The organism is Paenibacillus sp. 05T425 (assembly GCF_056396205.1).
In genome coordinates this window covers 404,751-425,209 of record NZ_JBFTLA010000001.1, presented here as the reverse complement: position 1 = coordinate 425,209, position 20,459 = coordinate 404,751, and the positions used below count along the sequence as shown (strand labels likewise).

General features: G+C 53.1%; 14 protein-coding genes. 11 read left to right on the top strand and 3 right to left on the bottom strand.

The window, feature by feature from the left end; genetic code table 11:
• Positions 1 to 95: 95 nt before the first annotated feature.
• From AC1DF0_RS01830 to AC1DF0_RS01810, 5 genes are read left to right on the top strand one after another with little or no spacing between them, the layout of a single operon-like run.
• Positions 96 to 458, top strand: a complete 363-nt coding sequence (locus tag AC1DF0_RS01830; protein ID WP_442048694.1) for a GNAT family N-acetyltransferase — start codon at positions 96 to 98, stop codon at positions 456 to 458.
• A 15-nt stretch (positions 459 to 473) separates the two neighbouring features.
• A complete protein-coding gene (locus AC1DF0_RS01825) occupies positions 474 to 998 on the top strand; it encodes a phage tail protein (RefSeq protein WP_477572889.1) in 525 nt (174 codons plus the stop codon).
• Positions 999 to 1,042: 44 nt separating this feature from the next.
• Positions 1,043 to 1,564 (top strand): phage tail protein, encoded by a 522-nt coding sequence (locus AC1DF0_RS01820; protein WP_477572888.1) that lies wholly within the window; start codon positions 1,043 to 1,045, stop codon positions 1,562 to 1,564.
• A 15-nt stretch (positions 1,565 to 1,579) separates the two neighbouring features.
• Positions 1,580 to 2,116 (top strand): phage tail protein, encoded by a 537-nt coding sequence (locus tag AC1DF0_RS01815; protein ID WP_477572887.1) that lies wholly within the window; start codon positions 1,580 to 1,582, stop codon positions 2,114 to 2,116.
• A gap of 50 nt (positions 2,117 to 2,166) precedes the next feature.
• A complete protein-coding gene (locus tag AC1DF0_RS01810; protein WP_477572886.1) occupies positions 2,167 to 8,829 on the top strand; it encodes an S-layer homology domain-containing protein in 6,663 nt (2,220 codons plus the stop codon).
• A 90-nt stretch (positions 8,830 to 8,919) separates the two neighbouring features.
• On the opposite strand, the gene AC1DF0_RS01805 is transcribed toward AC1DF0_RS01810, so the two are convergent.
• A complete protein-coding gene (locus AC1DF0_RS01805; RefSeq protein WP_477572885.1) occupies positions 8,920 to 10,020 on the bottom strand; it encodes a DUF3895 domain-containing protein in 1,101 nt (366 codons plus the stop codon).
• A 125-nt stretch (positions 10,021 to 10,145) separates the two neighbouring features.
• Here AC1DF0_RS01805 and AC1DF0_RS01800 point away from each other — a divergent pair, with 125 nt between their 5' ends.
• From AC1DF0_RS01800 to AC1DF0_RS01780, 5 genes are all read left to right on the top strand, one after another.
• Positions 10,146 to 10,799 carry a pentapeptide repeat-containing protein gene (locus AC1DF0_RS01800; protein ID WP_477572884.1) on the top strand — a complete coding sequence of 218 codons (654 nt, stop codon included), beginning with the start codon at positions 10,146 to 10,148 and terminating at the stop codon, positions 10,797 to 10,799.
• A 129-nt stretch (positions 10,800 to 10,928) separates the two neighbouring features.
• The gene (gene thrC / locus AC1DF0_RS01795) at positions 10,929 to 12,323 is read left to right on the top strand and encodes a threonine synthase (protein ID WP_477572883.1); all 1,395 of its coding nucleotides are present in this window, start codon (positions 10,929 to 10,931) and stop codon (positions 12,321 to 12,323) included.
• Between the two features lie 414 nt (positions 12,324 to 12,737).
• Positions 12,738 to 13,217, top strand: coding sequence for a DUF2975 domain-containing protein (locus AC1DF0_RS01790; protein WP_477572882.1), 480 nt, complete (start codon positions 12,738 to 12,740; stop codon positions 13,215 to 13,217).
• 36 nt (positions 13,218 to 13,253) lie between these two features.
• Positions 13,254 to 13,736 carry a DUF2975 domain-containing protein gene (locus tag AC1DF0_RS01785; protein ID WP_477572881.1) on the top strand — a complete coding sequence of 161 codons (483 nt, stop codon included), beginning with the start codon at positions 13,254 to 13,256 and terminating at the stop codon, positions 13,734 to 13,736.
• 10 nt (positions 13,737 to 13,746) lie between these two features.
• Entirely contained in the window at positions 13,747 to 13,968 is a 222-nt protein-coding gene (locus tag AC1DF0_RS01780; protein WP_477572880.1) for a helix-turn-helix domain-containing protein, read from the top strand.
• A 35-nt stretch (positions 13,969 to 14,003) separates the two neighbouring features.
• On the opposite strand, the gene AC1DF0_RS01775 is transcribed toward AC1DF0_RS01780, so the two are convergent.
• Positions 14,004 to 15,860, bottom strand: coding sequence for an ABC transporter ATP-binding protein (locus AC1DF0_RS01775; RefSeq protein ID WP_477572879.1), 1,857 nt, complete (start codon positions 15,858 to 15,860; stop codon positions 14,004 to 14,006).
• Positions 15,857 to 17,629, bottom strand: a complete 1,773-nt coding sequence (locus AC1DF0_RS01770) for an ABC transporter ATP-binding protein (RefSeq protein ID WP_477572878.1) — start codon at positions 17,627 to 17,629, stop codon at positions 15,857 to 15,859. Before AC1DF0_RS01770 ends, AC1DF0_RS01775 begins: the two co-directional genes overlap by 4 nt.
• 140 nt (positions 17,630 to 17,769) lie before the next feature.
• Here AC1DF0_RS01770 and AC1DF0_RS01765 point away from each other — a divergent pair, with 140 nt between their 5' ends.
• Complete coding sequence (locus AC1DF0_RS01765; RefSeq protein ID WP_477572877.1) at positions 17,770 to 20,232, top strand: UTP--glucose-1-phosphate uridylyltransferase; 2,463 nt, start codon at positions 17,770 to 17,772, stop codon at positions 20,230 to 20,232.
• The last annotated feature ends 227 nt before the right edge of the window (positions 20,233 to 20,459 follow it).

Sequence of the window (20,459 nt, the reverse complement as noted above, 5' to 3'; positions counted from 1 at the left end):
AAGAGGCAGCTCCGCAGGAAGAAGTTTTTCGATTTCAAGTGTACGCGAGTACGAGACTTGAGGAGTTCTCTGCTTTGAACTGGGAGACATCACAGTTGGAAACTTTTTTACGTATGCAGTTCGAAATGCAGCAACAGTCTTATAAGACGAATTATCCCGAGTCGAGTTATCAGATTATACTGGTTGACGATCAACCTGTAGGTCACATGCTGGTGGCGGAGCAGGTAGAACGGATGGTATTGGTCGATATCGCGCTGCTGCCGGACTTTCGCGGTGGCGGAATCGGTACGGCATTCATCGAGAAGCTGCAGCGGGAAGCCGGAAGATCGGGCAAAACGATTGTCCTTCATGTCGTGGCGACAAGTGCAGCTAGGCGACTGTATGAGAGATTAGGGTTTCGCGCGACAGGTGACAACGGCTTTCAGCTTGAAATGCAGTGGGAGCAGTCAAAATTTTAACGAGGAGATGAAGGAATGGCTGAACCGTATTTAGGTGAAATTCGCATGTTTGCGGGTGCTTATGCTCCTGTAGGGTGGGCGCTTTGTGATGGCTCTCTAATAAGAATTTCTGACAATGAGGCTTTGTATACCCTTCTTGGCACGACATATGGCGGGGACGGTCAAATGACGTTTGCTTTGCCGGACTTGAGAGGCCGTGTTCCGATTCATAAGAGCAACACGACTCCTATTGGCCTCATTGGCGGAACGGAACAAGTCACGTTGACGCAGACTCAGCTTCCGTTACATACGCATGATGTCATCGGCTCTTCAACGACAGGCGAAGCTTCATCGCCGGCGAATGCGGTGTGGGCCGCCTCTCCGTTGAAAACGTATTCGGACGGCCTTGCCCCGGCACCATTACCCCCTATCAATAAAGTACCGATGAGCGGCCGGGCGATTGGCGTTGCGGGCGGTAATTTGCCGCACGACAATATGATGCCGTCCTTAACGATTACTTATATTATTGCGCTGTACGGCATTTTTCCGCAACCGAACTAGCAGCTTTTAATCAACTACTTTTCGTATGAAGGAGGAATTTAATAATGGGAGAGCAATTTCTTGGCGAGATTCGCTTGTTTCCGATCGGGTTTGCTCCAAAAGGCTGGGTCTATTGCGAAGGGCAAACGTACTCGATCGCCAGCAACTCGGCGTTGTTTTCGTTGCTCGGAGTGACATATGGCGGAAATGGAACAACGACGTTCAATCTTCCCGATTTACGGGGGCGCGTACCGATAGGTTTCAACCTTGATCCCGGTAAAGGTACGGTTTATTTGCAAGGCCAGTCGGCGGGAGAGGCAGCACACACGCTGACTGTTAATGAAATGCCAGCCCATAATCATGGGGTGAGCGCCTCTTCGAACGATAAAAACTTATTAAATGCGCCTACCGATAACGTGTGGGCTGCAGTAACAAGCCCTTATACAATCGGGACGGGAGCACCTGTGGCGATGAATCGGGAGGCGCTTGCGAACTCGGGCGGCAGTCAGCCTCATAACAACATGCAGCCGTATTTGGCCATGTCTTTTTGTATTGCAACAACGGGAATTTACCCAAGTCGAAGCTAAAAGGGGCGATAAGAGATGGCAGATCCGTATACTGGTGAAATTCGTTTGTTTGCAGGGAGCTTTGCTCCGAAAGACTGGGCGTTCTGTAACGGACAGATTATGAATATAGCTCAAAATACAACGCTATATTCCATTATAGGCAATAGATATGGCGGAGACGGACAGAGGACGTTTGCTTTGCCTAACTTGGGAGGAACCGCACCGATGGGGCAAGGAACCGGTCCTGGATTAACCCATCGCGATGTCGGGGAACCGGTAGGAAATGCAAGCGTGACGTTGCTTAGCACGGAAATGCCTGCTCATATTCACATACCGACGGCCGTTACCAATGTAGGCAATTCAGAAAGTCCAGCCAACAACTATTGGGGAGAGCTCTCTCCGGCAGGAAGGCCTCCAGTAGCAAGGCCGCTTTATGATGCGGCGTCTAATGTGCCGATGTCTCCGCAGGCTATAGGAGTGACAGGCGGTTCAGGGCCGCACAACAACATGCAGCCATATTTGGTTTTGAACTACATCATTTGTTTGAGCGGCATTTTTCCGCCGCGGCCTTAATAGGGACTTAACTATAAAAATGATGCAAGTTATAGGAGAGAGGACTAATTATGAAACCAATCGCTAGCATAATTCGTGATAGCGATAGCGCCGTTCCTTTGCGCGGGCAGCCTATGGCTGTCGCGCGCATTTTTTTATCGCTTTTGTTGGCGTTATCGCTGATTTATCAAGTCGCACCGCGCACGGCCGATGCGGCGGCGGCAGACGGGACGTATGATTTTAGCGGGATTTCCGGGACGGATAGCGGAGGATCAGGCTTCAGTAAGATTAGCAATGGGCTATTCGTCGTTAGCAACGGCTTTGCGCAAGATGGAACTAGGATATGGTCGGAAAATCAGCAGACTGCCAATACAACGGGAACTTTGACGATCAAGGCGGAAGGCGGGGTCTTGAACAAAACGTTTACGTTTCAAAACCTCGGCATCAGTGCTTACGATAACATTGGACTAAGCCTGGAGTCGATTTCCGTAACCTTGTATAACAGCAGCGGGGGTGTAATAAGGACTATCTCAAGCGGCTTGGGGCAAAACATAGCTCTGACCACTAGCGTTGTTCAGCTTGGATCGCTGCTGAATGGCGGCAGTGCGTACAATGATGCGAACGTTGCGTCATTGACATTTAACTGGCACTTCAATAATACTAGCGCACCTTCCAATTTGAATATCGAAAATATTACGATTTCTAACGTGCAGGCAGCTTCGCCGGCGTGGACGGCTACAGCTTCTGCAGCGACGGCGACTCCTACAGTTGGCGTAGATGACGCGATTACGCTGACGGTGAAAGACTCGACAGGCAGTACAGATACGAGCTTTTCTGGAGCGCGCAATGTAACGGTGTCGGGCTATACAGCAGCACCGAACGGCTCATACGGAAGTTATAACGGTACGGCGCTTACTGCATCTCCTACTACGGTTAGCGTAAGTTTTGCGAACGGCGTTGCCACGTCGAACTTGCGACTGAACAAAGCTTCGGCACAGACGGTAGCCTTTAGTATAGCGGGCGTGAATACGCCTGCGACGAATACGGTGAGCATAACGCCAGTGGCGGGAAGTGCGGCTTCGATGGCCGTGACGACGAACGTCGCCGCGCCAGCCAGCAATGGCGGTTCGTTCGCGCAGCAGCCGGCAATTACGCTTCGAGATACGTTCGGCAACACGAGCGTGGGCGATAACTCGACCACTGTGACGGTATCGAAGTCCGATGCAGGCTCGTGGACGCTGACAGGTACGGCGACGCGGACGGCGGCTTCCGGCGTCGTGACGTTCAGCGGTCTAGGCGCTACGAATGCGGCGGCGGTAACCGGTGCGCAGCTCGCCTTTAATGCGGGCGGGCTAACGCAAGTGCTGAGTTCGGCAGTGAACCTGCCTGCTCCGACAGGGGCGTGGACGGCTACTTCTTCGGCAGCGACGGGTACCCCTGCAGTTGGCGCGAACGACGCGATAACGCTGACGGTCAAAAACTCGGTCGGCAACACGGATACGACTTTTACCGGAGCGCATAACGTGACGGTGTCGGGTTACTCAGCGGCGCCGAATGGCTCGTACGGCAGCTTTAACGGAACGGCGCTTACAGCATCGCCGAATACGATAAGCGTAAGTTTTGTGAACGGCGTAGCAACGCCGAACCTGCAACTGAACAAAGCGTCGTCACAGACGATCGGTTTTAGCATAGCGGGTGTGAGTACGCCTGCGACGAATACGGTCAGCCTAACGCCTGCGGCGGGAAGTGCGGCTTCGATGGAAGTGACGACGAACGTCACCGCGCCGCCTAGCAATGGGGGTTCGTTCGCGCAGCAGCCGGTCATTACGCTTCGCGATGCGTTCGGCAACACGAGCGTAGGCGACAGCACGACTGTTGTAACGACATCGAAGTCCGATGGAGGCGCGTGGACGTTGACTGGAACGGCGACGCGCACGGCGGCCAACGGCGTTGTGACGTTCAGCAGCCTTGGCGCTGCGAACGTGGCGGCGGTAACAGGCGCGCAGCTCGCTTTCGATGCGAGCGGTCTGACGCAAGTACTGAGCGGCACGGTGAACTTACCTGCTCCGGCAGGGGCATGGACAGTTAGCGCGGCAGCCGCCACATTAACACCGGATGTCGGAGTTGATGATGCCGTTACGTTGACGGTGAAAGATGCGCTGGGCAACACGGATACAAGCTTTAGCGGTGCGCATAACGTGACCGTGTCAGGCTATACGGCGGCGCCGGACGGCTCATACGGCAGCTTCAACGGTACGGCACTTACGGCATCTCCGAATACGATAAGCGTTACTTTTACGAACGGCGCAGCAATGGGGAACTTGCGATTGAACAAAGCGGCATCGCAGGCGATCGGCTTCAGCGTGGCTGGCGTAAATACGCCTGCGGCGAATACGGTGAGCATAACGCCTGTAGCGGGAAGCGCGGCTTCGATGGCAGTGACGACGAACGTCACCGCGCCGTCCAGCAATGGCGGTACGTTCGCACAGCAACCGGTCATTACGCTTCGCGATGCGTTCGGCAACACGAGCGTAAGCGACAGCACGACTGCTGTAACGGCATCGAAGTTTGATGGAGGCACGTGGACGCTGATAGGAACGCTGACGCGCACAGCGACTTCCGGCGTTGTAACGTTCAGCGATCTTGGCGCTACGAACGTGGCGGCGGTAACCGGTGCGCAGCTCGCCTTTAATACGGTTGGTCTTACGCAAGTGTCGAGCGGGTCGGTGAACTTGCCTGCTCCGGCGGGAGCTTGGACGGCTAGTGCAGCAGCCGCTACATTAACACCCGTTGCCGGCGCTGACGACGCGATAACGCTTACGGTCAAAAACTCGCTCGGCAACACGGATACGAGCTTTACTGGAGCGCATAATGTGACCGTGTCCGGCTATACGGCAGCACCTGATGGATCATACGGCAGCTTCAACGGTACGGCGCTGACGGCATCTCCGAACACGATAAGCGTTACGTTTACGAACGGCGCAGCAACGGTGAACTTGCGATTGAACAAAGCGGCATCGCAGACGATCGGCTTCAGCGTAGCGGGATTAAATACGCCTGCGGCTAACACGCTGACTATTGTGCCGGCAATCGGGATAACTTCGATGGGGTTGACGACGGGGGTTACTGCACCCTCCAGCAATGGCGGTTCGTTCGCGCAGCAGCCGGTCATTACGCTTCGCGATGCGTTCGGCAATATTGATGTAAACGACAATACCACCTCTGTAACGGTATCGAAAGTTGATGCCAATACGTGGACGTTAACGGGAACCAAAACAGTGTCGGCGGTCGCTGGTGTAGTGGCGTTTAGCGACCTTGGCGCTACGAACGCGGCGGCGGTGACAGGCGCGCAGCTTGCGTTTGATGCGAGCGGGCTTACGCAGGTGCTGAGCGGCATGGTGAACTTGCCTGCTCCGGCAGGGGCATGGACGGCTAGTGCAGCAGCCGCTACATTAACACCCGTTGTCGGCGCTGACGACGCGATAACGCTGACGGTCAAAAACTCGCTCGGCAACACGGATACGAGCTTTGCTGGAGCGCATAATGTGACCGTGTCCGGTTATACGGCAGCACCTGATGGTTCATACGGCAGCTTCAACGGTACGGCGCTGTCCGCATCTCCGAACACGATAAGCGTTACGTTTACGAACGGCGCAGCAACGGTGAACTTGCGATTGAATAAAGCGGCGTCGCAGACGATCGGCTTCAGCGTAGCGGGCGTAAATACGCCTGCTACGAATACGCTGACGATTGAGCCGGCAGCTGGCGACGCAGCTTCGATGGCAGTGACGACGAACGTCAACGCACCGTCCAGCAATGGCGGCTCGTTCGCTCAGCAGCCGGTCATTACGCTTATCGATGCGTTCGGCAATACGAGCGTAGGCGACAGCACGACTGTTGTATCGGCAGTGAAAGCTGATGGAGGCACATGGACGCTGACAGGAACGCTGTCTCGTACAGCAGATTCCGGTGTTGTGACGTTCACAGACCTTGGCGCTACGAACGAGGCGGCGGTAACGGATGCGCAGCTTGCGTTCGACGCGAGCGGGCTGACGCAAGTGCTGAGCGGCACGGTGAACTTGCCTGCTCCGGCGGGGGCGTGGACGGCAAGTGCAGCAGCCGCTACATTAACACCGAATGTCGGTGATGATGATGTAATAACGTTAACGGTGAAAGATGAGCTCGGCAACACGGATACGAGCTTTACCGGAGTACACAGCGTAATTGTATCCGGCTACTTGGCAGCACCAGACGGTACGTACGGCAGCTTTAACGGTACGGCGCTTATGGCATCTCCGAATACGATAAGCGTGAACTTTACGAACGGTGTTGCAACAGTAAGTTTGCAATTGAACAAAGCGGCGTCGCAGACGATCGGCTTTAGCGTAGCAGGCGTAAATACGCCTGCGGCGAATACGCTGACTATTGTGCCAGCAATTGGGATAACTTCGATGGTGCTGACGACGGGTGTTGCTGCACCATCCAGCAATGGCGGGATGTTCGCGCAGCAGCCGGTCATTACGTTTCGCGATGCATTCGGCAATGTTGACGTGAACGACAATACCACTTCGGTAACGGTATCGAAGGCTGATGCCAATAGGTGGACGTTAACGGGAACAAAAACCGAAACAGCGGTCGCTGGGGTCGTGACGTTTAGCGGTCTTGGCGCAACGAACGCAGCGGCGGTAACAGGCGCACAGCTTGCGTTTGACGCGAGCGGGCTTACGCAAGTGCTGAGCAGCACGGTGAATTTGCCTGCTCCGGCGGGAGCGTGGACGGCAAGTGCGGCAGCCGCTACATTAACACCGGATGTCGGTGTTGATGATGTGATTACGTTGACGGTGAAGGATGAGCTCGGCAATACGGATACGAGCTATACGGGAGTACACGACGTGACGGTGTCCGGCTACACGGAAGCGCCTGACGGCACGTACGGCAGCTTTAACGGTACGGCGCTGACGGCATCGCCGAATGCGATAAGCGTTACTTTTACGAACGGCGTTGCCACGGTGAACTTGCAATTGAACTACGCGGCGTCGCAGACGATCGGCTTCAGCGTGGCGGGCGTGAACACTTCCGCGACGAATACGTTGACTGTGACGCCTGCTGCTGGAAGCGCAGTCTCGATGATGCTGACGACGAACATAGTCGCGCCTTCGACTAATGGCGGCAAGTTTGCGCAGCAGCCGGTCGTGAAGCTGTTCGACGCCTATGGCAATATTAGTGTAAACGACCACAGCACGAGCGTGACGGCGTCGAAGAAAGACGGCGGCAGCTGGTCGCTATCAGGAACGGCAACGAAAACGGCTAGCGCAGGTATCGTTGCGTTTACGAATCTGGCCGCAGCTAATGCGGCTGCAGTGAACGGGGCGCAGCTCGCTTTTAATGCGAGCGGACTGACAGAGATCGTCAGCTCCGCCGTGAACTTGCCGACACGCAGACATTCAGGAGGTTCATCCGGAGAAGGGACTTCTGAACCCGATACAGGAGCGGAAGTGTTGGTCAACGGCAAGCCGATTGCCGCCGGTAAGATTACAACAACGACTGTGAATGGGAAGATCGTAACGACCCTGGTTGTCGATCAGTCAGCGCTTGACAGCAGACTGGAAGCGGAAGGGCCACGTGCAGTTATTACGATTATGATTAGTTCACAATCCGATGTTATTATCGCAGAGCTTAACGGTCAGATGATCAAAAAAATAGAACAGAAGCAAGGCATTTTAAAAATTGTCACCAAGCGTGCCGGCTATGAGATCGATTCTAAACAAATCAACATGGATGCGATTGCCGGTCAACTCGGAGGGAAGAAAGATCTTCAAGACATCAAAATTCAAATTGAAATCGGCATACCGACAGATGACGTTTTGAAAGTCGTGGAACGTTCGGCAGTTGAACGAAAATTTGTCATTGTCGTGCCGCCGCTTGAGTTTCTGGTGCGTGCCATTTATGGCAACCAAACCGTGGAAATCTCCAAGTTCAGCGGCTATGTGGAACGTACCATTGCAATTCCGGAAGGCGTCGATCCGAAGAAAATTACGACCGGTATCGTCATTGACCCGGATGGCAATGTTCGTCATGTGCCGACCAAAATTGTTTTCATGGACGGCATGTACTATGCCGTAATCAAGAGTATGACGAACAGCGTTTATTCCATCGTCTGGCATCCGGTGGAATTCTCGGACGTCTCCGCGCATTGGGCCCAAGCAGCGATCAACGATATGGGCTCGCGTATGATCGCCCAGGGAACGAGCAACGGCCTGTTTAATCCTGATCAAGATGTTACACGTGCTGAGTTTGTCGCTATTCTCGTTCGCGGACTGGGGTTAAAGCTGGAGGACGGAAACCGTTCGTTCTCGGATGTCCACGCTTCGGATTGGTATAGTTCTGCCGTACAAACCGCGGTTTCGTACGGTCTGATCAGCGGATATAACGATGGTCGATTCCATCCGATGGACAACATTACACGGGAGCAAGCGATGACGATTATTGCGAAAGCGATGACGCTCAGCGGACTGAAGGAGAAGCTTAAACCTGTCGATGCAGCCGATCTTTTACGTGCATTTACAGATGCGGATAACGTGGCCAAATGGGCACAAGAGAGCATTTCCGAATGCTTGCAAGCAGGAATTGTGTCCGGGCGAACAGGGAATAAGCTTGCTCCTCAGGGGACTTTGACACGAGCAGAGGCTGCTATAATGGTTCAAAAGCTTTTGCAAAAGTCCGAGCTGATTTAATTCTCGCAGGCTCGAAATAATTATAAGCAAAGCCCGCCTAATTGTAGGCGGGCTTTGCTGTTATTCTCTTTCCACCCTGCCACAGACCAGCTACGCGGAGCTATATGTCCGGTCCTCCGCGCTGAAGTCAACGAGCTTGCAACGGCCTTCGAAGGTCAGCTTGTCCAAATAAGCGGCAACGGCAATGTAGATATCCGGCTTGCCGGAAGACATTCGCTTATCGCTCACCAGCTTCTGCTCGATCAGAAATTCGGATACGGAACGGGCGCTTATTCGGCCCCGATGGAGCGCGTCGTCGATGATGCGCTGCGAGGAGGCGCCTAACCGGAAGAGGTTGGCGTTAGAAGGCTCGGTTACAGGAACGTAGCCGGGTGCAGCAGCAGGCGCAGTCGCGGGCGGCGCCGCGGGTGTTGGTTCATCCTCGAACAGATCGAACAAGAACATGCCTTGACCTTGTTCATCCGCCATGAAGCTAGAATCTTCAGGCTCCGGATCAGGCAATGGAGCAGGCTCTTCCATAGCAGCGGATGTGTTGTAGTCAGTGCCGAACGGTTGTCTGTATGCGGCGCTTGTTTCTCGCGGCAGCGCAGCGATACGTTCCAGCCTGTCCTGCTTCTCGAGCCCGCGCAGCTTGGCGCGCAGCCGAATCAGCTGTCGTCCTAGCAGCGGCAGCTTCACCCGCATATGAGCCTCAATGTCCGGCGGCACGACGAGCTCTTCCGGGAAGGGCAAATAGACCTGATGCTCGATTCGCCAGCCGTCCCGATATTTGCCGAGCACCTCGTTCATCTCGCCGTCGAGCACGTCGAACCCTTTTAGAATCGCGCTTACCGCCTTGGCATCAATGCCCGTATGGAGCTGCAGATGCTCGATGCCGAAGTAACGGATTGTATTCGTTGGCACGTGAAGTACTTTGTGCTGATAGCGCAGCGATCTGCCGCATTCGCATTTGGTCTCGGGCGATACTTCGCCGCTGTCGGTGAAACCTTGGTAGTCCCATTCTTCTATAAAGGCTTGAATTTCCTCGAATTCGGCATCCTCGGGAATGAATTGGACTTTAACACGGGCTAATTGCCTGGCGAACAACGTTCTTCTGCCCCTCACGAGCTCGTGGTGGATGAATTGCCGCTGCTCTTCGGTCAGTTGGGCCATTATGACATCGCGCTGCTCAATCGTAAGTTCATAGCTCATCGCCCTCGTTGCCCCTTCCTCGTAAAATGATTTTCGGATATGTGCTTAGTCTCTCCATCCATTATATAATAAGGGTCGGCACAGCAATCAAGAGGGATGCCGCTGTGAGAGGAGCTGGATAAGAGATGTCAGGGTCAAAAGTGAAGGTAGAGGCGCCGAAATTGCCTGCAGCGCTGGAGTCTAGAACGATCGATGCTTATGAGCTATGCGATGAATATGCGATCAGCGATTGCGTCGTTCGGGATTGCGAAGTGGAGAATCAGACCGGATATCGGATCTGTTTGGATCGTATCCTATTTCAAAATGTCGCGTTCCGAGGAACGAGTCTGCCGAAGTCGGAATGGACGGACGTCCGGTTCGATAATTGCGATTTGTCGAACATCGATTTGAACGGGGCTATTATGCATAGAGTGACTTTCCATGAATGCAAGCTGCTCGGTATGGATTTGACCGAAGCGACGCTGCGCAACGTCTTGTTCGATGAGTGTTACGGGGATTACGCGGTGCTGCGGTTCTCGAATACGAAGCAGGTGAAGTTTGAGAAGTGCTCGCTTGCCAAAGCGGACTTGTCCAATATGACGCATGCTCAAACCTCACTTCACGAATGCAATATTGATGGCGTGCAATTCGCCCAAACGAAGCTTCGCGGCGTTGATCTCAGCAATTGCGATTTTGCAAGCTTGAGCGTGAATATAGAAGATTTGCAAGGGTGTATGATATCGCCGCTTCAAGCGTCGTCGTTCGCGACCATGTTCGGTTTAGTTGTGAATGAGGACTAGAAAGCTTACAATACAAAGAAAAAGACGAGGATATTTACGAATATGCTTGAGGTGAAGGGCCTGTCTTACATATAATGATTAAAGCTAATAAAGTTGACGTTGCACTATGATGTAGGAGGATATAGACAGATGGAATATGTAAGCACGAGGGGCAAGATTGGGAAAATCGGCTTTTTGGACGCGTTCCTGATGGGACTTGCCGATGACGGAGGTTTGCTCGTACCTAGCGAGATCCCGGTAGTTCCCGCAAGCACGCTTGAACAATGGGAGAAGCTTAGCTACCAAGAGCTGGTACTTGCTATTTTCTCTTATTACACGAATGAAGAAATTCCAGAGCAGGACTTGAAGGAAATGGTGTACGCCAGCTACGCGACGTTCCGCGATCCGGAAGTGACGCCGGTGCGCAAGCTGTCGGACGAGCTGTACTTGCTGGAGCTGTTCCACGGTCCGACATTCGCGTTCAAGGATATTGCATTGCAATTCATGGGCCAGCTGTACACGTACGTGTCCCGCAAGCAGGGCAAAAAGATTCACATTCTCGGCGCGACATCCGGCGATACGGGAGCATCGGCGATCGAGGGCGTGAAGGGCAAGGAAGGCATCAAAATTTGTATCCTTCACCCGCATGGCAAAGTAAGCAAAGTGCAAGAGCTGCAAATGACGACGGTATTGGACAGCAACGTGCTGAACTTGTCGGTTGAAGGAAACTTCGACGATTGCCAAGGCATGATCAAGGAGCTGTTCGCCGATCTGGACTTCAAAGCGAACAATCATTTGGCGGCGATTAACTCGATCAATTTCATTCGGATCATGGCGCAGATTGTTTACTACTTCTATGCTTACTTCCAAGTGAAGAAGGAGACGGGTGCAGCTGTTGTGAACTTCGGCGTGCCAACAGGCAACTTCGGCGATATTTTTGCAGGTTACGTGGCGAAGCGGATGGGCCTGCCGGTAGGCAAGCTGATCTTGGCGACGAACGAAAACAATATTTTGGAGCGTTTCGTGCTGGAGGGCGTGTACAAGCCGGGCGACTTCCGTATGACCTACAGCCCGTCGATGGACATTCAAGTAGCAAGCAACTTCGAGCGTTACTTGTATTATGTGCTGGGCGAAGACTCGGCGAAGATCGGCGAGCTCATGAACCAATTCAAGTCGGAAGGGCAAATCGTCATTTCCGGAGATGCGCTTGCGAAGGTGCAATCGGAGTTCGGCGCGCATGGCGTGCAAGGACAGGAATGCCTCGACACGATATCGGCGTACAAAACGGATACGGGTTACCTGCTTGATCCGCACTCCGCATGCGGCGTTGCAGCAGCTAACAAATACAGCGGCGACGGCGTAGTGACGATATCGCTGGCGACTGCTCATCCCGCTAAGTTCGATGAGGCGATCCGCCTCTGCGGCATCGAGCAGCAATATCCGGAGCAAATCTCGGCATTGTTCGAGAAGGAGCAGCGTCAGACTCGGGTCGACGGCTCGCTGCCGGACGTTGTAAGTGAACTGGTTAAATTCTATAACGCATAAGTAGGCTGTCCCAAAGGCAAGTTAGAGAATGGATTTCATCCAACCAAACAGGCCAAAGAACGCGAAATCAACAGTCTGATTGGATTTCGTACAGGCTAATGATGGCGTTTTGGAGGAAATGAGTAATTTGGGTCGATTAGATTGGAGATTTTCCAGTCAAAAGTCAATGATTCGTCGAAAGGAGCTGTTTGGCTGGACAAATTCCACTCAAAACAGCGAGTTTGGTTTGGCAGGGCATAAATGTGAAAGCCGCTACTTGAGGAGAAATCCTTGCGTAGCGGTTTTTTGCGCTGCTCTTTTTTTGTGTAACCATTCAAAACAATAATTAAGTATCTAATAACAATCAAAATATATTGTAAAACGATAAATAATGTGTTAAATTCAATATCGAGATATCGAAGGGAGGTGTGTTTGATGAAACGAGGTTCTACCTTGTTCCTGAGGGGGGTTGTCGTGCTACTTGGCCTTGGGGCACTTGCAGTATGCATCTTCTTGTTGCCGTGGATTGCGAGCGGAGATGCGGAAGCCCATCCGGAGGACAGTTATTTGCAATATCCTTTTTTGGTGTGTTCGTATGTATTGTCTATCCCGTTTTTTGCAGCATTGGTTCAGACGTTGCAGCTTTTAAGCTGCATTGATCGGGGGTATGCTTTCTCGGAATCATCGGTTAGAGCTTTGAGGACGATCAAGCATTGCGGCATTACGATAAGTATCTTTATAACGCTCGGCGAACTGTTCGTCATTCTGTTCATAGACGATGAAGTCACGCACATTATTACGCTGGGAGTCGTATTCATTTTTGCTTCAAGCGTCATTGCGTCCTTTGCTGCGCTTCTGCAGAAGGTTTTGCGAGATGCCATAAGAATCAAAATAGAAAATGACCTAACGGTCTGAATGAATTGAAATTTACAAAAAGCGAGGGGCTTTTTTATGGAACGGGGAACGACACTATTTTTGAAAGCGGCTGTTATCGTTATTGGTCTGCCAATACTTGCTTTATGCATATTTGCAGTGCCGGAGATAGCGAACTATTTAGTAGAGATGTATCCGGATCATTCGTATTTGAAATATCTTGTTTATATCGTTTTTTATGGAGCGGCGATCCCGTTTTACGTTGCCCTGTATCAAGCATTTAAGCTTTTGAACTATATCGACAAGAACAATGCTTTCTCGGAACTATCCGTACGCGTATTAAAAAATATCAAATATTGCGCGATCATCATCAGCTGCATCTTCGTGTTAGGTTTGCCGATCTTCTATCTTTTTGCGGAGAGGGACGACGCGCCGGGTGTCATCGTAATTGGAATGGTGCTGGTCTTTGCCTCCATGGTGATTGCCGTATTTGCCGCTGTTCTCCAAAGGCTCTTGAAAGAAGCTATCGATATCAAATCAGAAAACGACCTGACGGTCTGAGGTGAATGATATGGGGATTATTATTAATATAGACGTGATGCTGGCTAAGCGGAAAATGAGCGTGACCGAGCTTGCCGAGCGGGTTGGAATTACGATGGCTAACCTTTCTATACTGAAAAACGGAAAAGCAAAAGCAATTCGGATCTCTACTTTAGAGGCGATTTGCAAAGCTTTGGATTGCCAGCCGGGGGATATTTTAGAATACAGAAGCGACGAAGGCAGTACGATTTGATTTCAACTATAAATAAAAAACGAAGCAGCCTGGTCTCAGCGAGAATGGGCTGCTTCTTCATGTTCTTGCTCTTGTTCTTGATTCCATAACAGGCGCATCTCCTGCGAGTGTGCGAGCAGCTCGGACAAAGTTCCTTCCGCCTCGACGCGGCCGTCCTTAAGGACGATAATATGGTCGGCGCGCTGAAGTGCGGCTCTTCGGTGGGAGACGATGAGGCAGGCCGCATGCGGCGTATGGGCAACGCGCTCCCATAACAGCTGCTCGGTCGCCACATCGAGCGCGCTCGACAGGTCGTCGAAGATGAGCAGCTCCGGCTCGCGAATGAACATGCGGGCCGCTGCCGTGCGCTGCGCTTGACCGCCGGACAGCTTCACGCCTCGTTGGCCGATCATGGTGTCCAGTCCGTGCTCCAGGCTTGGAATATCCTGATCGAGCACGGCCGTATGGATAGCGCGCTCGCGTTTATCCTCGTTCGCGGCGGGCAATCCAAGCAATATATTCGTGAGCAGCGTCTCACTGAAGAGATTCGGAACCTGCGACGTATAGGCGCTTCGCGGCGGAACGAAGAAGGAAGCGGGATCCGTGATGATATGTCCGTTCCAGCGAATGTCGCCAGCCTCAAGCGGCAGAAGTCCGAGTATGGAGCGGAGCAGCGTTGTTTTGCCAGAGCCGATGCGCCCTGTAATGACGGTAATGCCGCCTCGTCGCAGCTCCAAGCTAATGTCGTCGATGCCTCTGCCGGAATCCGGGTAGCGGTAGCTAACATGGCTTACCGTTAATGACTGGAATGGAGCATCGCCGTCTATTCGACCATTAGCAATGTCGATTGGCACGGCGGACTCTTCCGACCATTCCCCCCCTAAGAGCAGGGGACGATGCTCCGTCAGTGAGTCGGAAGAAGCGCCTTGCAGCAATGCGTACATTCGTTTGAACGATACGCCTGTCTGCTGCAGGTGCGACAGGAAGTTGCCGAAGAACGACGTAAAGTCCGTTACGAACGCCAAGTAATAGATGAATAAGGCGAAGTCGCCGACCGTCAGCTCGGAGCGCTGTAACGAAGCTGCTCCAAGCAGAAGGATGAGTCCTGTTCCAACATTGACGATGTTGGAGAAGACGGAAGCGAGCAAGGAGCTGAACAGCCGGTCTTTCAATGCAGCTTGCCTGCGTTTCAGGTTCAGGTCGCGGAAACGTTCGATGAATCGCTCTTCTGCTCCCGCGAGCTGAATCGCCTGCACGGAGCCGAACATTTCGCCGACATGTCCCGATACCCTGCTCGTCGCCTCGCGGCTTTCCGCGCGGTAAGCCTGCACCCGTTTCGTTGCGATCTGAGTGACCGAGACGATAAGAATGATCGGAAGGAAGACGTAGCAGGTAATCATGGCATCGACACGGAGCAGAAGGACAATAGCGGCTGCTGCAAAGACGATTTTGCCGATGAGATCAAGCGTCCAGCTAATGGCATCCTCGGCTTGCCCGGCGTCGTCGCGGAATTGGGAGAGCGCCTCGCCCGGCGAACCGGGAATCGCCGCTGCTGCCGGTTGCTTCAAAATCTGGCGCAGCATATTCGTGCGGAGCAGTGCCCCCATATGGAAGCGATGGAGCGAATCGGTCCAAGCGCCGCCGTATATATTGACGATCCGGGCGACGGATATGGCCATCAACAGCGCTGCCAAGCCATAAGCGCTCAAGGTCCATGTAGACTGGCCGGTCAGTTTATCGAAAAACTGCTGTATAATTAACCCCGGAAATAGCGGGAATAAGTGAACGCCAATCCATAAAACCGCGTTTGCCGTATAGAGAACCGGGCGATAGCGAATGAGCCGCCACATCGACTGCAGCGTCGAAGGTTGGATGTTGTTGCCGTTCTTTTTCATACTTCTATTCATGTTCATGCAAGCACCTCCTCGGTCCCCGTTCTTAATAGTTGATAGAGGCGCGAGCTGTTGTCTGCCGCGAGCTCGGTACGCGATCCGGCTTCAACAACCGTTCCCGCATCCAGGATGAGGATGTCGTCAGCGCGCTTTATCGTTGCGAGCCGGTGGGCGATAATGATGGCCGTTCGTCCGGCGAGCAGCTTATCGATGGCTCTTTCCATATGCGATTCCGTCGCGGGATCAAGCCTGGATGAAGCTTCATCCAGAATGACGAGGCTTGGATCGGCTAGAAATGCGCGGGCGAACGCAAGCAGCTGCGCTTCTCCGGCCGAGAGACCGCTGCCGCCCGAAGCGAGCGTCGTATCGAGCCCGTTCTCAAGGGATGCCAGCCATGAAGCTAAGCCTAGATCGGTCAACACCTCGATGAGGCGAGCATCCGGGATGGAAGAGTCATATAAAGTGAGATTGTCGCGGACAGTCGCTTGGAATAATTGAATATTTTGCGAGACCATGGCGATCTTGCCGCGGAGCTGAGACAGGGCTACTTCTCTGACGTCCTCGCCGCCGATGCGCACAGTGCCTTCCGTTGCGTCGTAGAATCGTACAAGCAGGCGGGCAAGCGTGCTTTTGCCGCTTCCCGTTCTCCCTAACAGGCCGAGCACTCGGCCTGGAGCAAGCTCGAAGCTGACATTGCGCAGCACGGATGCAGCGCTGGTCTCGCTGCTGTCTTGCCCTCTGTAGTTGAAGCTGACGTCCTCGAACTTAACGGCCAGCGCGCCGTCTGCCATCTGCGATGGCGAGTGCTTTTCCACGAGTGCAGACTTCGTCGCGAACAACTGGCTGACCCTAACAATGCTGGCGTCCGCACGCTGCAGATCCTGAATTTGCGTCCGGATTTGCTCCAACGGATGGTTTAGTAGCTCCGTATAAGTGAACACCAAATAAATCGTTCCGAGCGTCATGGCATCGGTAGCCCACAAATAACCGCAGTAAATAAGGGCAAGGGAACGGCTAAGCGCGAATACGAAAATGGTCGATACCCACATCGTGTAGCCGCCGAAGCTTGCTTTCATATGGATTGGAAGCAGCTTGCGCAAAATGCCGTGAAAGCGGCGCATGACGAAAGAGCTTGCGCCGTTCGCGCGGGTGTCCTCGGTGCCTGCCATATGCTCGCCAAGGAAACCGTACATTTCGGCATAGGCCTCGCTTGATTTGACCCATGCGGACGAGAAAGAGGAACGGATTCGCTGCAGCACGATAACGGCGGCTATGACGAAGAGCGTCATGCCCAGCCCAAGTATCCAATCTTCAAGGAACATCATGACTAGCACGCCTGATATGAGCAGTACATTGACAGACAAAGAAAATACGAAGCTGGAGAAAAAGTTGGACAGCTCGTTCACGTCGCCGTCTATCCGCTGAATCATTTCGCCGCTCGTTCGTTCTTTATGGAACGACTGGTCGAGATGAAGGCAATGCTTGGCAAGATCGCCCCGCAGCGCGTTCGTCGCCGTCCAGCCGACCTGTTCGCCCACATATCCGGAGCAGACAGTAACGAGCTGATAGAGAAGAGCAAGCACGATGAATAGGACCGCGCCGCCGATGAGGCTGCCGAGCGAGACGCCCGGCTTCGTCGCTTCGTCGATGAATTGGCGTATAATCTGGGGATTCCAGAGCTGCAGGCCGATTCCGGCTATAAGCAATAGCGCGAGTGCTGCCAGCTTACCGCGTTCATGCCGCAAGTAGGAGCTGAGCAAGCGCCAATATTGTTTGATAGGTATGTTCAACGCGATTTCCTCCAAAGAAGACAAATTCATCCAATATATGTTCTAATAGTAGGGGGAGACCAATGGAAGGCGCAAGGTAAAAGTTAAATATAAAGTTTAATCTACATACCCTAGCGGAACGATGCCGAAGAGGTGATAAAATGGATCATTTGTTGCAGCAGGCGGAGGCTGTGCTTATTCAGCATAAGCAGGAGCATGTGCTTCATGTCATGAAAAGTTTGGACATGCCGGAGCGTGAGCGATTGTGCGAGCAAGTGCTTCGCGCGGATTTGGATCGGTTGAAAAAAATAGTGAACCAGCATCGCGCTTCCAATAACGATGACATGGGAATGATTGCTCCAATCGCCTATAAAGAATGGGACAGCTTTGGCCAAGCGGAGCGCGATGACTATATACAGCTAGGCTTGGACCAATTACGGAATGGCAAAATAGCCGCTCTCGTCGTAGCGGGAGGACATGGCAGCAGGTTAGGCCATGACGGTCCGAAAGGAACAATCGACATCGGGCTGCCCTCAGGCAAGTCGCTGTTCGAGTTACAAGCGGATCGGCTGGCGGAACTCTCGCGCAGGGCAGGCGTCACTATTCCCTGGTATATCATGACAAGTCCCGATAATGATGCGGAGACGAGAGCTTTTTTCGAAGAAGCGGGATTTTTTGGTTATCCGAAGCAGGATTGCTGCTTCTTCCAGCAGCATACGATGCCGGCGGTTGATTACAGCGGCAAGCTGCTGTTTTCGTCGGAGTCCGAGCTGAACTTCGCGCCGAGCGGCAACGGGGAATGCTTCTCTTCCCTGCGAAGCTCGGGGGCGCTTGAAGATATGAAGCGGCGGGGCATTCAATGGGTGTTTTATTATAACGTCGATAACGCGCTCATCCAGATCGCTGATCCGGCTTTCATCGGGGTAGCGGTTGCCGGCGGGCATCCGATCGCGACCAAAGTTGTGGAGAGGACGAATCCCGACGAGAAGATCGGCATTCTATGTACGAGGAATGGCAGACCTGCGGTTGTTGAGTATACCGAAATTCCGCATGCCATGCTCGAATTGCGAGAGCTGGACGGCAGTCTTACGTATCATTTAGGCAACATTTCAATTCATTTGTTCCGGCTAGATTTCATAGAGAAGCATGCCGATACCGACCTTCCCTACCATGTCGCGAAGAAGAAAATCGACTATATCGATGCGGAAGGGCGTTATGTGGAGCCAACCGAGCCTAACGCTTATAAGCTGGAGCGGTTTATATTCGATTTCTTCCCGATGTCAGACGGAATGACGGTGTTGAAGGCAGGGAGGGAAGGGGAGTTCGCGCCTGTCAAAAACAAAGAGGGCGAAGACAGCCCGGCGAGCGCGCGAGAGCTCGTACTTCGGGCACAGGCGGCGGCGGAGACGCAGCGTAGTGCCAGCTCCTTGGCTTCGGAGCTGACGTTCGTGAACGGTCCTTATTTGCAATGGCCGACCGAGCGCGGCATGACGATGATGTGGGAGACGTCGCAGCCGGCGACTGGAAAGCTTGAGATCTATGCCGCGAATCGTATACATAGCGGGGAGCGGGGCAATTACGTGCTCCATGATCACCCTATGATGACCGTGCATAGCGAAGAAGGATCGCATCGACGGATTCAGCGGCTTACCGTGGATGGTTTGACGCCGGGAACGACTTATTTCTATAAGGCGTATGCGGATAGTGCCGAGGGGAGGAGCGTGGAGGAAGGGCCGCATCCGTTCCGCATAGCTGCGCCGGGCGGCGTTCCTTTCTCGTTCGTCGTGACGAGCGAGACGGGAGGTTATCATTATTTTGACCAGAGCGGTGGAGATATTAATAGGTCGCTGTTCAGTCAAATGAGCAAGTATCGGCCCGACTTTGCTCTATTCGTCGGCGATATGGTGGACGATGGACGCAGGCAGGAGGACTGGCATACGTACTTGTTCGGGCCGGGAAAGGAATTGCTTGCAGCGACACCGTTCTATAGCTGCTTAGGCAATCATGAGTATCAAAGCTCGTGGTTTTACGATTATTCCGCTTATCCGCATCCGGGCAATTATTACTCTTTCAACTATGGAGATGCCCATTTCATAGCGCTGGACAGCACCGATTTCATTAAGGATGACTTTTATCCGGATGGTGATGGATCGATTGGCCCCGGCCATGCGCAATACGATTTTTTGGAGCGTGATTTGCAGGCAGCTGCAGAGAATAAGGCTTTGAAATGGCGGATCGTGTTCATCCATTACTCGCCTTTCGTATCGGGAGGTTATGAGGTGGAGGCGTTGCGGAAGCTCGCGCCGGTCATGGAGAAGTACGGCGTCGATGTCGTATTCAGCTCGCATACGATCGTGTACGAGCGAAGCCATCCGCTGCGGGAAGGGAAGCTGGATTTCGACAACGGGATTGTCTATGTCGTGGCCGGAGGAGCGGGCGCCATGCCGAGCTGGCAGCTCCCGAAGCGGGAATGGCATACGTCGCAGTCGCTCGCCGTACCGCATTTTGTACAGGTGACGGCGGCAGGCGACTGCCTGGATCTTCGAGCAATCGATATCGAAGGCAGGCTGTTCGACACGCTTAAGATCAGGAAGGGGAGCGGCGGGGCGAAGCAGTTCATATAGTAGAGCTACTGAGTCAGCGGCAGAAGCAGCCGCGAGCAGTGTTAATAATAAGCGGTGAAATCCATCTTACAGCAGCCAGTCTAGTAAAAGTAGAAAGGATAAGATGGATACTCAGCCTATTGCTGAACTTATGAGGTGTCAGAAGCTCCAAGAGAGATGCTTCATGCAGAATAAGCAGAAGAATCCATCCTATTAGATGCCGAATTAGCAAGATTGTAAGAATAGGA